We start from the raw sequence: 14,878 nt of genomic DNA, 5'->3' as shown, positions 1-14,878 counted from the left end.
GACGAGGGGCTTTTGTGTGTCCACACCGTTGCAGTGATGGTTGGACCCGGCAGGGGAGGATTTGAATGAATTACGAGCACAGAGTCGAGGCATTTGTGAGCGCGCAGCCGGATACGGAACAGCCTGCAGAAGGCACCTATAGTTTTGCCGCGATGGAGGCCAAATGGCCGGCCATCTGGGATGAGCTCAAGGTCTTCGAACCGCTCGACGACGGATCCCGGGAGCGGCGGTATGTCCTCGACATGTTTCCCTACCCTTCGGGTGATCTGCACATGGGCCACGCCGAAGCATTCGCCATGGGCGACGTCGCCGCACGCTATATGCGCCAGTGCGGCTACGACGTCCTGCACCCTATCGGCTGGGACTCCTTCGGCCTGCCGGCGGAGAATGCCGCGATCAAGCATGACGCCCACCCCGCCGAGTGGACGTACACCAATATTGATACCCAGGCCGCGTCCTTCAAGCGCTATGCCATCAGCGCCGACTGGTCACGCCGCCTGCATACTTCCGATCCCGAGTACTACCGGTGGACCCAGTGGCTGTTCCTGCGGTTTTACGATAAGGGACTGGCTTACCGCAGGAACTCAGCCGTCAACTGGTGCCCCAAGGACCAGACCGTGCTGGCGAATGAACAGGTCGTCAATGGCGCCTGTGAGCGGTGCGGAACCCAGGTCACGAAGAAGAACCTGAACCAGTGGTACTTCCGGATCACTGAGTACGCCGACCGCCTGCTGGAGGATATGGACCAGCTCCACGGACACTGGCCGGAGCGCGTTCTGGCCATGCAGCGGAACTGGATCGGCCGGTCCGAAGGCGCCCATGTGAAGTTCGACGTCGAAGCGTCAGGTGGCAAAGATTCCCGCAGCGTGGACGTTTTCACCACCCGGCCCGACACGCTTTACGGCGCCACTTTCTTTGTCGTGGCAGCCGATGCCGATCTGGCTGTGGACATCGTCTCCGACGAGCATCATGACGATCTGATGGCTTATCGCGAGCAGATCAAGTCGTTGTCGGAAATCGAGCGGCAGTCCACCGAGCGGGAAAAGACCGGAGTCTTCCTCGGCCGCTACGCCGTCAACCCGATCAACGGGGAAAAGCTGCCGGTATGGGCGGCGGACTACGTGCTGGCCGAATACGGCACCGGTGCGATCATGGCCGTGCCCGCCCACGATCAGCGCGACCTGGACTTTGCCCGCGCCTTCAACCTGCCGGTACGTGCGGTTCTGGATACCGGCGAACCGGATCCAGCGGAATCCGGCGTTGCCACCGCCGGTGAAGGCACCGTGATCAACTCCGGTTTCCTGGACGGCCTGAGCAAGACTGAAGCCATTGCCGCCGCATCATCACAGCTGGAGGAAACCGGGGCCGGGGAGACGACGGTCAACTTCCGGCTGCGCGACTGGTTGTTATCCCGGCAGCGGTTCTGGGGAACGCCGATCCCCATCATCCACTGCGGCACCTGCGGCGAAGTTCCGGTTCCGGACGAGGAATTGCCTGTCCGGCTCCCCGATGGGCTGCGCGGTGAAGCATTGTCTCCCAAGGGAACGTCTCCGCTGGCGGCTGCCGAGGACTGGGTCAACGTGCCCTGCCCCAAATGCGGTGCAGCGGCCAAGCGCGATACCGACACCATGGACACCTTCGTCGATTCGTCCTGGTACTTCCTGCGCTTCGCGTCGCCGGAATTCACGAAGGGACCCTTCGACGTCGACGCGGTGAATCGGTGGCTGCCGGTCGGCCAGTATGTTGGCGGCGTCGAGCATGCCATCCTGCACCTGCTGTACAGCCGGTTCTTCACCAAGGTCCTGCAGGATCTGGGCATGGTGGACTTCAACGAACCCTTCAGCGCCTTACTGAACCAGGGCCAGGTCCTCAACGGCGGAAGAGCGATGAGCAAGTCGCTGGGCAACGGGGTCGATCTCACCGAGCAGCTGGACAAGTATGGGGTCGACGCCGTCCGGCTCACCATGGTCTTCGCGTCGCCTCCCGAAGACGACGTCGACTGGGCGGATGTATCCCCGTCCGCGTCATCGAAGTTTTTGGCCCGTGCCTGGCGGCTGGGCCAGGACGTCACCAGCTCCACCGACGTCGACCGTTCCAGCGGTGACCAGGCGCTGCGGGCCGTCACGCACCGTACCGTCGCGGATGCGGCCGAACTCCTCAGCAACAACAAGTTCAATGTCGTCATCGCCAAGGTGATGGAACTGGTCAACGCCACCCGAAAGGCCATCGACAGCGGCCCCGGCGGTGCCGACCCGGCTGTTCGCGAGGCGGCCGAGACCGTGGCCATCATTCTGAGCCTGTTCGCTCCGTACACCGCCGAAGATCTGTGGGCGCAGCTGGGCCGGGAGGCATCCGTGGCTGCCGCCGGCTGGCCCGAGGTGGAGGAAGAACTCTTGGTGGAGGAGACCATAACGGCCATCGTCCAGGTGCAGGGCAAGGTGCGTGACCGTCTGCAGGTTCCGGCCAACATCGGCGAGGATGAACTCCGCGCCCTTGCCTTGGATTCGGACGCCGTCAGCCGCAGCCTGGACGGACGGGACATCCGCACCGTCATCGTGCGCGCGCCTAAACTGGTCAATATCGTCCCCAGCTAGAAGCAGTCCGGCTGCTTGGCTGCTTGGCTGCTCGGCTGCCATGGGAGGGTGCGTGGGAGGGTGCGTGCGCCGATGAGACAGGGAGCAGGTATGAAATGGCTCGATCTGCTCGCATCGCGGCGCCCGGAACAGGTTCAGGATAAACCGGACGACGACGGCGGCAACCCCCCGCCCGTGCCAGCGCAACGCATCGCTGTTGTCACGGATTCCGCGGCCGCGCTGCCGGTTCCCTGGCTCAATGCTGCGCTTGCCCGGGGCGCCTTCCATGTTGTGCCAATGCCCGTCATGATCGCGGCGGAGATCTTTGGCGAAGGCGTCGATGACCTTGACGAGGCCCTGTGCATGGCCCTCGCCGAGGGCAAATCTGTCCGCACATCACGACCTTCGCCCGGGCAGTTCAAGCGCGTCTACGAACTGCTCGCCGAAGCCGGTTTCTCCGGGATTGTCTCGGTGCACATTTCGGCTGGGCTGTCCGGAACCACGGACGCTGCGCGGTTGGGTGCCGGCTCCGTCCCGATTCAGGTCGAAGTGGTGGACACGCGAACCGTGGGGATGGCTCAGGGGTTCGCTGTGCAGGCGGCTTTGGCAGCGGCCGAGCATGGCAAAAGCCTCACGGACACTGCCGCGGCCGCAGTCGAGGCCGCCGCCAGCTCCGTTGTTTATTTCTATGTTCCGAGTCTGGAACAGCTCCGGCGGGGTGGCCGGATAGGTGCCGCCGCCTCCTGGTTGGGAACGATCCTGGCCGTCAAGCCCATCCTTGCTGTGCGCGATGGCGTGGTCGTCCCGCTGGAGAAGGTAAGGTCTGTGCCCCGTGCGGTTGCACGGCTCGAAGAACTGGCGCTGGATGAGTTTGAGCAGCGGGATCAGCGGCGCCGGCAGTGGGCCGTCCACCATTTCGGCAACCGCCAGCTGGCCCAGGAACTGTCAATGCGTCTGCGCCTGCGGAGTGGGGAAGGATCGATACCGCAGCTGACCGCCCTTCCCGCGGTTCTGGCGGCCCACGCCGGGCTGGGTGCCTTGGTGGTGGTGGTCTCCGGCGAGCGCCGCAGGCCAATTCCAGCGACTCCTCCTCCACAAGACGGATCCCAGGGGGCTAAACCCACATAGGGCGCCTGCGCCGTTGGCTCCGTCCACTGCCCGTCATAGCGTGAAGGCATGGGCAGGCATGACTGGGTGACACGGCGCAATTCCCGCTCCCGCTACGCCGTCACGCGGGATTCGTCTTCTCCTCCTGAACACGGATCAAATCCGGAACCGCACAACTCAGCCCGGGCCGCAGGACTTGACCTGGACGGCCCGCCAGACCGCCGTACACGCTGGAAAATCAGTACCGCCGCGGCATGTGTCGCGGCCGGCCTGACCCTCGGGTTGGTGTTCACGCTTTGGATCGGCGGCGCCTTTGGAGAGCCTGTCCGTAATGTCACCGAGGTCAAAACCGGACCCATGGCCACAGGATCCACCGGCTCCGCCCGGGAGACCGCTGGTTATCCCGGGCACACCGCCGGCAGCCAGGCGAAGGGTGCGGCGGGTTCCCCGGTCCCTTCGGCGGCGGAGTTCGCTCCGGCTGGAATCCAGGCGCCCGCGACAGCCAAGCCTCCACCAAGACCTGTGCGGATCGTGGTCCATGTCGCCGGAGCAGTTAAGGAGCCCGGAATCGTCAGTCTTAATAAGGGCAGCCGCATCCATGAAGCCATATCGGCTGCCGGAGGCGCCGCGGCGAACGCACAGTTGAGCGCGGTTAACCTTGCGGCGCAGATTCAGGACGGCCAACAACTGTATGTGCCCACCAGCGCAGACGTGTCTGCCGGCCCTGCGCCTGCACCTGCTGGGTCGGGACCAGCAGAAGGGGCGCAACCGGGCACAGCCGGAAGTGCGGCCGGTGCCGGGGAGGATCCGCCCACCGTCAACATCAATACCGCCGGCGCCGAGCTACTCGCCACGCTCCCGGGCGTAGGACCGGTGCTGTCGGGACGGATTGTGGAATGGCGTGAAGAACATGGGTCTTTCGCCACCGTTGACGAGTTGGATGCGGTGTCAGGAATAGGAGAGAAGATGCTGGCGACCCTCCGGGAGCTCGTGACACTGTAGATGAGCCCAACATCGAGGTGGCAACGCTTCGTCGACGCGGCCACGTCGGCACAGCAGCCGACAACATCTCAAGCCGAGGAGGGCGGCCCGGGTTCAGGAAAGGTTGAACACCAGGGCCTCAGGCAGAGCGCGCGCCGGCAGGACCCTCCTGCCAAGGCCGTTGCTGCCCTCGCCACGATAACGGCGAGCGGAATCCGCCGGGTGACCGCCATCGAAAAGGACGATGACGGTCACCGGACCGAGCGCACGTGGGACCTGAGACTCGTTCCGGCGGCTCTGATGGCGTGGGCGGGCGCCATCGTCTTCATTCGGGTCAGCCCTGGCTGGGGATACTGTGCCGGATCCGCCGCACTCCTAACTGCAGCTGTTGCCTTGGTGCTGGGAGGACGCCGGCGGGGTGCCACCGCTGTTGTCACGTTGGCCGTTCCGCTTCTCTGTCTGGCCCTTGTCTCCTTCTCAGCCGCAGAAACGTCGGCCGAACGAACGGCTGGACCGATTGACGGGGCCATCCACGACGGCTCGACAATCACAGCCGAACTCCTCATCACCGCCGACCCGGCCGTGAGCGACTCACCGGCTAAATTCAGCGGGGCTGTCCAATACCTGATCGAGGCAACGATTGTGGAGGCAACTGTTGATGGCAACGAATTTTCAGCAGCCACACCCGTCCTGGTCATAGCCGGCGAACGATGGTCGGCGGTACAAACGGGCCAGCGGGTGGGCGGTGCTGGTGCGCTCGCAGGCGCAACCGCCGGGGACGAAGTGGAGGCGCTCTTCTTTTCGGAAACGTCCCCAACCCTCATTGAACCGGCAAGCCATTGGGATAATCGCACCACCGGCATCAGACGCACGTTCAAGGACCATGCAGCAACGCTGAGTTCCGATGCCGCGCAGCTTCTGCCCGGTATGGTGCTGGGGGACCGCAGCAGTCTGGGCGCCGACCTTGATAAAGCGATGAAACGCACCGGCCTGACACACCTGACAGCAGTCAGCGGCGCCAACTGCGCCATAATTCTCGGCGTTGTTTTCCTCTGCGGCTATGCCGTACGCCTGCCGCGCTGGTTGGCAGCCACCGTGGCCTCATTTGCGTTGCTCGCGTTTGTGACACTCGTTCGTCCCGATCCCAGCGTGCTGCGGGCAGCGGTGATGGGAACGATCGGCATCGTCGCGGTCATGAACGGACGCGGCAGGCGTTCACCTTCCCTGCTTTGCATCGCCGTCGTTCTGCTGCTGTCCCACGACCCATGGCTAAGCGGCAGCTACGCCTTCATTCTCTCGGTTCTGGCCACCACAGGGCTCATCGTCTTTGGGGGCAGATGTGCACGATGGCTCGCCAGGTGGATGCCGTTGTGGGCGGCGCAGGCGGTAGCTGTCCCGGTCGCGGCCCAAGTCTTCTGCGCCCCGGTAATTGTGTTGCTGCAGCCGCAATTGGTTACCTATTCTGTGCTCGCCAACGTACTGGTGGCACCGGCGATACCTGTCATCACCATCGTCGGGATGCTGGCGGTGCTGGCCTTATTCCTGTGTCCGCCGCTCGTCCCGTTGCTGATGGCTATCGCCGGCACCGGCGCCGAGTGGGTTGGATCGACCGCCCGCTTTTTCAGCTCTGCTCCGGCGGCGGCCATACCCTGGCCGGGCGGTGCCACCGGAGTGGTCCTGATGGCTGCGTTGTCCACCGCTTCGTTGGCTGCGCTCTGGGTCTTGTCCAGTCCGGCACGGTTGCGCCAGACCGCAAGCATACTCGTCCGCCTGCCGCCGGGAGAGCCTGCTTCAGGGCTGAACCGGTGCGCCACCGCGTTGGTTCTCGGTGTCCTCTTCGGGGTGGGTCCCGGCCTACTGATCAGCGGATCCGGTGCGGTGCCCGGAGAATCCGAATGGTCGGTGGTGGCCTGCGATGTGGGCCAGGGCGATGGACTCGTCATCCGCACCGGCTCACATTCGGCGGTCGTCGTCGACACCGGTCCCGACCCGGAGCTGATGGATCAATGCCTGCAGGACCTGGAGATTTCGACGGTGGATGTCCTGGTCATCACGCACATGCATGCCGACCACAACGGGGGCATGCAGGGCGTCCTCGCTGGACGTGAGGTGAAGCTGGCCCTGATTTCGACCACAGATCCCGAACTGCCTTCTGGCGTTGTATCCGCGCTCGAGGAACACAATGTAGAGATTGTCCATGCCCAACGGGGACAGCAGGGCAACGATGGTCCGGTCCACTGGCAGGTGCTCTGGCCGGCCGCCAACCATCCTGTCAGCACCAAGAACAATTCCAGCATCGTCATCGCCGCCCGGGTCAAGCAAGCTGAAGGATCGGCGCTGTCAGTTCTCCTGACCGGTGATCTTGAAGAGGACGGGATGCAACGCCTGCTGCGTTTGGCCCGCGCCCCACGGGTGCTGATGTTGGGCGGTGGCTTCCTCCAACGAGGCGTCGATGTCCTCAAAGTCGCCCACCATGGGGCGGACAACGGCGGAACAGCCGTGATCTTGGAACTCCAGCCGGCCATGGCACTCATTTCCGTTGGAGCTGACAATGACTATGGGCATCCAGCCCCGGATATCATCTCCGCTCTGAAACAGGTGGGTGCGCACATCGGCAGAACGGATGAGGACGGAAGGATCTACATTGGCAAACAGTCGGACATCCTGCGTATGTGGTCTGAAAGGTAGGCTGGAGAAGTGAGAAACCGACGAACAAAGAGGCGCCATTGAGCCCGGGAGCAAAGACAGCACGCAAGACCGCTGGAACGAAATCCTCTGCCCGGACAGTTGATTGGCGGGAGGTCGAACCTGCACCGGTTGTATTGGTAGCAGGACCTGAGGAGTATATTGCGACGCGGGCGTTGGACCGCATCCGCTCGCGGCTCCGTGAGCACGAACCGGCACTGGAACGCACCCGTTTGGACGCATCCGACTATGCCGCTGGCCAGCTCGAAATGGCGGCCAATCCATCGCTGTTCGGTGAGGCGAAACTCATCGAGGTCTCCGCCGTGGCATCCATGAACGATGAATTCCTTACCGACGCCTTGGCATACGCAGCCCAGCCGGCCGAAGGCACCGTCGTCGTCCTGCATCACAGCGGGGGAGCGCGGGGGAAGAAACTGCTGGATGCTCTCAAATCCAATGGAGCGCCAGTCGTTGAATGTCAACCGCTGAAGAAGGACGCGGAGAAGATCGACTTCGTAACCCGCGAGTTCCGCGATGCACGCCGCCGCATTGAGCCTGCGGCGGCACAGGCACTCGTTGCCGCCGTCGGAGCGAACCTGTCCGAGCTGGCGGCGGCCTGTTCCCAGTTGCTCTCCGACGTCGATGGACAACTGACAGCCGACGTCGTCGAACGCTATTACGGTGGCCGGGTTGAGGCGACTGCATTCAAGGTCGCGGATGCAGCCTTGGCCGGACGGGGCGGGCAGGCCTTGTCCGCCCTGAGGCACGCCCTGGCCACCGGTGTGGATCCCGTACCACTCGTCGCCGCGCTGGCCATGAAATTGAGGACAGTGGCCAAAGTTGCCGGCTCAAGGGGGCCCTCGGCCCAACTTGCACGTGAATTTGGGATGGCGCCGTGGCAGGTTGACCAAGCCAGAAGAGACAGCGGCGGATGGACTCCGGGCGCGCTCATCCAGGCGATCAAAGTCGTCGCAGAGGCAGATGCCCAGGTGAAGGGGGCTGCACGCGACCCTGTCTACGCTTTGGAACGCGCCGTTACCATCATTTCCACGTCGGTCAGCCGGCGCTAGCTGCTGGAGGGCGGGGCCGATGGCTGGAGTCGCCGGCCTCGATATGCAATCAATCAGGGTTGGTTTAAATGGCTGTGGCCGGCACCTTTGGTGCCGGCCACAGCCATTGCTCAATGATTTGAGCGGCAAAACCTTTAGAGGCTGCCAACCTTCTTCGCAAGAGCTGACTTGCGGTTAGCGGCGTTGTTCTTGTGAATAACGCCCTTGGTGGCGGCCTGGTCCAGCTTGCGGCTGGCAGCGGCCTGGGCGCTGCTGGCGGCCTCCTTGTCGGAGGACTGGATCGCAGTCTTGACTGCACGGATTGCCGTACGCAGTTCGGCCTTCACCGAGTTGTTGCGCTGGCGGGCCTTCTCGTTAGTGAGAACGCGCTTCTTCTGGGACTTAATATTGGCCACGTATAAACTCTCTTTGTAATGCGGACTTCGGTCAGTGAGGGCATTCAAACTGGACATCGACTGAGTGGCGTGGGGATACCATGGCGACCAGCTTGCCGTGCCCGACGACCTGCGCGGACACACAGCTATACAGCTTATCAGAGTCCATGGATGTGTGCTCACACCCGGTCTGAATGATCATGCACCTCGATCCCTATGACCACGGCACGGTCAAGACGTGGGAGACTGGAGACCGGTCTATTTTCCCTCAAACGTAAGGACACTGCGTGACTCCCTTGGCCCGCACTGCTCCGGTGCCCGCCGCAACCGATCCGGCGATCCTGCGAAACTTCTCGATCATCGCTCATATCGACCACGGGAAGTCGACGCTGGCCGACCGCATGCTGCAATTGACCGGCGTCGTCGGTGACCGCGGCATGCGGGCACAGTACCTGGACCGCATGGATATTGAGCGCGAACGCGGCATCACGATCAAGTCGCAAGCCGTCAGGATGCCATGGGAGCTGGATGGGACCAGCTACGCACTGAACATGATCGACACTCCCGGACACGTCGACTTCACATATGAGGTGTCACGCTCCCTCGCCGCCTGCGAAGGCGCGGTCCTGCTGGTGGATGCTGCCCAGGGGATCGAAGCTCAGACACTGGCCAATCTCTATCTGGCGATGGAGAACGATCTTGCCATCATTCCGGTGCTCAATAAGATCGACCTTCCGGCGGCGCAGCCGGATAAGTATGCAGAAGAGCTGGCGCACCTCATCGGCGGAGAACCGGATGACGTACTGCGCGTCTCCGGTAAGACTGGCGACGGTGTGGCAGTGCTGCTGGACAAGATCGTGGCCGAGATACCCGCTCCAGTTGGCGACGCCGACGCTCCTGCCCGCGCGATGATCTTCGACTCCGTTTACGACACGTACCGCGGTGTGGTGACCTACGTACGTGTGATTGACGGCAAGCTGCATCCGCGCGAACGGATCCAGATGATGTCGACAAGAGCGAGCCACGAGCTGCTGGAAATCGGCGTCAGCGCACCGGAACCTGTGCCTTCCAACGGCCTTGGTGTCGGAGAAGTCGGTTACCTGATCACGGGTGTGAAGGACGTGCGCCAATCCAAGGTCGGCGACACGGTGACGAACCTGGCCAAGCCTGCGGCAAAGTCGCTCAGCGGTTACCAGGAGCCAAAACCCATGGTCTTCTCGGGTCTGTACCCGTTGGACGGCGCAGACTACCCTGTCCTGCGCGATGCGCTGGACAAGCTCAAGCTCAACGATGCGGCACTCGTCTATGAGCCCGAAACATCGGTCGCCCTCGGCTTCGGTTTCCGGGTCGGATTCCTGGGACTCCTGCACTTGGAAATCATCCGCGAGCGTCTTGAGCGGGAATCCAATATTGCGTTGATTTCAACGGCGCCGAACGTCGTCTACCAGGTCACGCTTGAGGATAAGCAACAAATCATCGTCACGAATCCGAGCGAGTTTCCGGCCGGCAAAATCATGGAAGTGCGGGAACCGATGGTATCGGCCACCATTCTTGCGCCCAATGAATTCGTTGGCTCCATCATGGAGCTATGCCAGGCACGCCGCGGGCAGATGAACGGCATGGACTACCTCTCGGAGGAACGTGTTGAACTGCAGTACCGGCTTCCGCTGGCCGAAATTGTCTTCGATTTCTTCGATTTCTTGAAATCAAAGACGCGTGGCTACGCATCGCTCGATTGGAAGGCCGACGGCGAACAGGCCGCCGATCTCGTCAAGGTGGACATCCTTCTCCAGGGCGAACAGGTCGATGCGTTCAGCGCGATCACGCACAAAGACAAGGCGTATGCCTACGGAACACAGATGACCGCCAAACTGCGGGAACTGATTCCCCGACAGCAGTTCGAGGTTCCGATCCAGGCCGCCATTGGCTCACGGATCATCGCCCGCGAGAATATCCGTGCAATCCGCAAAGACGTCCTGGCCAAGTGCTACGGCGGCGACATCTCGCGTAAGCGCAAGCTGTTGGAAAAGCAGAAGGAAGGCAAGAAGCGGATGAAGATGGTGGGACGGGTCGAGGTTCCGCAGGAAGCGTTTATCGCCGCCCTATCCTCGGACGACTCCAAGGACAAAGCCAAGAAGTGACCCAGCCGTTGCCCGACCGTACAGAACACCAGTAGACCGATGCCAAGCGTTTTACCAGAGGGTGACCCCGCCCCGTCCGATGGGCTGTTGCCGGCCCAGGTTCTGGAGGGAGCCGACAGCAGGAATTTCGGTCTGTATATCCACATTCCGTTTTGCGCCGTCCGCTGCGGATATTGCGACTTCAATACTTATACGGCTAAGGAATTAGGCTCCGGCGCCTCACAGGACGAGTACGCCGGCACTGCCATGGCGGAATTGGATCTTGCCGCGCGTGTCCTTGAGGAATCCGGACTTCCACGCCGGCCGCTCCAGACCGTCTTCTTCGGCGGCGGTACTCCCACATTGTTGCCCGCGGCGGACCTGACAGCACTGCTCATTCATGCGGCAAAGCTGTGGCCGCTGGCAGACGGCGCCGAGGTCACCACCGAGGCCAATCCGGACTCGGTAACTCCCGGATCACTGCAGCAACTTGCCAACGCTGGATTCACCCGGGTCTCGTTCGGTATGCAGTCAGCCGTTCCGCATGTGTTGAAGGTTCTTGACCGTACCCATAAGCCGAGCCGGGTTCCCGAAGCCGTCGGTTGGGCGCGTCAGGCCGGCCTGGCAGTCAGCATCGATCTGATCTATGGCACGCCGGGCGAATCGATGGATGATTGGGAGCAGTCATTGGATACTGCCCTTGGCTATCAACCCGACCACATCTCGGCATACTCGCTCATCATTGAGGAAGGCACAAAACTCGCCGCCCAGATGCGCCGCGGGGAGGTCCCTGCCATTGATGAGGACGACCATGCTGAGAAATATCTGCTTGCCGAGCGGAAGCTCAGTTCAGCAGGAATGCATTGGTACGAAGTCAGCAACTGGAGCCGGGAACCGGGTCAGGCATGCCGCCACAATCTTGCCTACTGGCGGGGCGATGACTGGTGGGGAATCGGCCCTGGGGCCCATTCACATGTCGGTGGAGTCCGGTGGTGGAACATGAAGCATCCTGTTCCGTACGCCAACCGCCTCGCCGCCGGACAGTCGCCGGCCGCTGGACGCGAAACCCTGGATTCATCCACCCGCCGGGTGGAGCGGGTGATGTTGCAGACCAGATTGAGCGAAGGTCTGCCCATGTCGGAGTTGAGCGCCGAAGGACGCGGTGAAGTCGCTGGGCTGATCGCCGAAGAATTGATCGAACCGGCGGCGGCTTTCCGCGGCCGGATAATACTGACTCTGCACGGACGGTTGCTGGCCGACGCTGTCGTACGCCGCCTGCTGCCCGACTGATTCAGCCGCCTGAGACTACTTGATCAGCCGCAGGTTGAGGGCATAACGATGAGGTTCGCCCTTGTTTACATGGATTCCGGCCTTGACGGCGAAGACCGTCAAGGCCAGCCAAATCAGAGCCGCAACGACGGCGAAAATGGAACCAAGACCGTCGATCAGGGCCAACAAGTTTGCCAGCACCGCCAAAATAGTTGGCGGTAACGTGAAGTTGAGTGCCTCTTTGGACTCCTGGGCTGTGAACGGTCCGCGGTCACGCATCACCAGGTAGATAACCAGCGAGGGGAGGAACCCGAGAATCCCTCCGAAGTGGGACATGGTCGCCCACTGCCGGTCTTCGGATGCCGTCAAAGGCTGGGCGTCCGCCGACATACCCTGATACGGAGCGTAGGGTGGCCGGCTCTGGTTGCCTTCCGGCGAACCGCCCCGTGCGGGATTTGCCACTTTTCAGACCTCAAGGTTGATAGGGACCGCCAATTTGCGGCGGACATCTTCACTGTCGAATAGCTGCAAGCGCACAGCACTCAAGCTCTATTGTGCGCCAAGGCGGACAAGCTATCAAACTTCAGACCGGCTCACCTGCGGTCAGGAAGTCGATAACTTCCTCGACCCGGCCCAACAACGACGGCTCCAGATCCGCGTAATTATGTACCGACCCAAGAATCCGCTGCCAACCGCGGGCGACCGCTACATGATCCCCATGCGGCCAGCCCAGGCCCTTCAGGATCCCTGTCTTCCAGTCCTGGCCGCGAGGCACGTCCGGCCACTGGGCAAACCCAAGTGTCCGCGGCTTCACCGCCTGCCACACATCGACGTAGGGATGTCCCACGATCAGAACATTGGCTCGCGCACCCGGCAAGGACATCGCCTTCGCCGCGATCGATGACTCCTTGCTGCCGTTGACCAGATGGTCAACCAGTATGCCCAACCGCCGCTGCGGGCCGGGCGCAAAGTCCTTCACTGCCGCCGAAAGGTCGTCAATACCGTGCAATGGTTCGACGACGATGCCCTCGATCCGCAGGTCGTCGCCCCAGACCTTTTCCACGAGTTCGGCGTCGTGTTTACCCTCCACCCAGATCCGGCTGGCCTTGGCTGTGCGTGCCCGCTGGCCCTCGACCCTCACGGACCCGGAGGCAGTTCGGGCCGCCGGCGCCGGCGCGGTCTTTGCCTTCGGTACCACCTTGACCGGCCTGCCGTCGAGCATAAAGCCGTACCCGAGCCGGAAGGAACGCGTTTTACCCCTGCGGTCCTCCAGGGTCAGGACGTGGAGGCCGCCCGACTTTTCCACCCGGACGATTGCGCCTACCCAGCCTGACTGTGCGTCTTCCAGCACTAGTCCATTTTCCGCTGCAATCTCCGGCAAGGACTGACGGCCGGCGGGGGAGGCCAGGTCCTGAGGTCCCCATTCATAGCTGTACATATCATCGACCTTCTTCGCCGGAACCGGATTCTGTGGGGTGCGCCCGGACCGAATTACTTGCCGCAATAACCCACAGCGGCCTGGTGAATAAGCCGAGCGCGTACCCATGCTAGCAATGGGTATGAACGTATTAGACTTAGCACTTGGGTATGTTGAGTGCTAAGCAATGTCAGAGGAGGTGAAACGTGAGTGAACCGCGCCGGCTCGAAGTGCTGCGGGCGATAGTCGAAGACTACGTGCACTCACGTGAACCCGTCGGCTCTAAAGCCCTTGTGGAACGTCACCAGCTGGGTGTTTCCTCCGCGACGATCCGTAATGACATGGCCGCCCTGGAGGAAGAGGGCCTCATCGCCGCCCCGCACACCAGTGCAGGGCGAATTCCCACCGACAAGGGCTACCGGATGTTCGTCGACCGGATTTCGGCTGTAAAGCCGCTGTCCTCGGCAGAGCGGCGTGCCATTCATACATTCCTGGATCAGGCGGACGACCTTGACGACGTGCTGGACCGGACGGTGCGGCTGCTGTCCCAGCTCACGAATCAGGTCGCAGTAGTGCAGTATCCACAGCTTGGCAGCGCTGCTGTCCGGCACATAGAGTTGGTCCTGCTTGCACCTCGTCAGGTCCTGGCAGTGCTGATCGCGACCACCGGTAAAGTCGAACAGCGTGTGGTGTCTTTGCCGGCCGATGCAGGCGAAGAGACCCTGCTGCGGTTACGCGGCATTTTCCTGTCCGCAACAAAGGGGAGACTGCTCGTCGCGTTGCCCCAGCTGCTTACCGCAGCAGTGGCCACGTGCGCCCCGGCGGAGCGCGCGGTCGCAGCTGTTCTGGGCAATTCGCTGGAACAACTGGCGGGGATCAACCGCGAGGATAGAATGGTATTGGCGGGAACAGCCAATCTTGCCCGTTCCACCGGAGATTTCCCGCTTTCCATCGGCCCCGTCCTCGAGGCCCTGGAGGAGCAGGTGGTGATGATGCGGCTGTTGACCGAAATGGAACAGGACGCCAGAGGTGTATCCGTCCGCATCGGGCACGAAAACCGGTACGGCGGTCTCACCGAGGCCTCGGTTGTGGCCACTGGTTATGGGCCGGATGAACTGGCCAAAATTGGTGTCCTCGGACCTACCCGGATGGATTATCCAACCACGATGGCGGCTGTCCGTGCTGTTGCCCGTTATCTGTCCAGGATTCTGGCCGGCTGACCACGAAGAACTTTCCACGGCAATGCCTGCGCGGCCCGCACAGGCAAGTGTCCAGTAATACA

General features: G+C 62.4%; 11 protein-coding genes. 8 read left to right on the top strand and 3 right to left on the bottom strand.

Annotation, left to right across the window (positions count from 1 at the left end):
* Positions 1 to 65: 65 nt before the first annotated feature.
* The 5 genes from leuS to holA all read left to right on the top strand — a co-directional run bounded on the left by leuS (position 66) and on the right by holA (position 8,416).
* A complete protein-coding gene (gene leuS / locus ACX80B_RS14660) occupies positions 66 to 2,594 on the top strand; it encodes a leucine--tRNA ligase (RefSeq protein WP_459297436.1) in 2,529 nt (842 codons plus the stop codon).
* A gap of 90 nt (positions 2,595 to 2,684) precedes the next feature.
* Positions 2,685 to 3,701, top strand: a complete 1,017-nt coding sequence (locus ACX80B_RS14655; protein ID WP_459297434.1) for a DegV family protein — start codon at positions 2,685 to 2,687, stop codon at positions 3,699 to 3,701.
* Positions 3,702 to 3,749: 48 nt separating this feature from the next.
* A complete protein-coding gene (locus ACX80B_RS14650) occupies positions 3,750 to 4,682 on the top strand; it encodes a helix-hairpin-helix domain-containing protein (RefSeq protein WP_459297432.1) in 933 nt (310 codons plus the stop codon).
* Entirely contained in the window at positions 4,683 to 7,349 is a 2,667-nt protein-coding gene (locus ACX80B_RS14645; protein ID WP_459297430.1) for a ComEC/Rec2 family competence protein, read from the top strand.
* A gap of 38 nt (positions 7,350 to 7,387) precedes the next feature.
* Complete coding sequence (gene holA, locus ACX80B_RS14640) at positions 7,388 to 8,416, top strand: DNA polymerase III subunit delta (protein ID WP_459297428.1); 1,029 nt, start codon at positions 7,388 to 7,390, stop codon at positions 8,414 to 8,416.
* A gap of 134 nt (positions 8,417 to 8,550) precedes the next feature.
* On the opposite strand, the gene rpsT is transcribed toward holA, so the two are convergent.
* Positions 8,551 to 8,811, bottom strand: a complete 261-nt coding sequence (rpsT, locus tag ACX80B_RS14635; RefSeq protein ID WP_459297426.1) for a 30S ribosomal protein S20 — start codon at positions 8,809 to 8,811, stop codon at positions 8,551 to 8,553.
* Positions 8,812 to 9,077: 266 nt separating this feature from the next.
* On the opposite strand from rpsT, the gene lepA reads away from it, so the two are divergent.
* Complete coding sequence (lepA, locus tag ACX80B_RS14630) at positions 9,078 to 10,931, top strand: translation elongation factor 4 (protein WP_459297424.1); 1,854 nt, start codon at positions 9,078 to 9,080, stop codon at positions 10,929 to 10,931.
* 39 nt (positions 10,932 to 10,970) lie between these two features.
* The gene (gene hemW, locus ACX80B_RS14625) at positions 10,971 to 12,200 is read left to right on the top strand and encodes a radical SAM family heme chaperone HemW (protein WP_459297422.1); all 1,230 of its coding nucleotides are present in this window, start codon (positions 10,971 to 10,973) and stop codon (positions 12,198 to 12,200) included.
* Positions 12,201 to 12,215: 15 nt separating this feature from the next.
* On the opposite strand, the gene ACX80B_RS14620 is transcribed toward hemW, so the two are convergent.
* Positions 12,216 to 12,569, bottom strand: a complete 354-nt coding sequence (locus ACX80B_RS14620) for a DUF4870 domain-containing protein (RefSeq protein WP_459297600.1) — start codon at positions 12,567 to 12,569, stop codon at positions 12,216 to 12,218.
* 193 nt (positions 12,570 to 12,762) lie between these two features.
* Positions 12,763 to 13,617 (bottom strand): DUF3097 domain-containing protein, encoded by an 855-nt coding sequence (locus ACX80B_RS14615; protein ID WP_459297420.1) that lies wholly within the window; start codon positions 13,615 to 13,617, stop codon positions 12,763 to 12,765.
* Between the two features lie 185 nt (positions 13,618 to 13,802).
* Between ACX80B_RS14615 and hrcA the strand changes: the two genes are divergently transcribed.
* A complete protein-coding gene (hrcA, locus tag ACX80B_RS14610; protein ID WP_459297418.1) occupies positions 13,803 to 14,816 on the top strand; it encodes a heat-inducible transcriptional repressor HrcA in 1,014 nt (337 codons plus the stop codon).
* Positions 14,817 to 14,878 lie beyond the last annotated feature (62 nt).

The organism is Arthrobacter monumenti, from assembly GCF_054511255.1.
The sequence above is the reverse complement of the archived record's forward strand: the minus strand, read 5'-3'. Positions and strand labels throughout refer to the sequence as shown.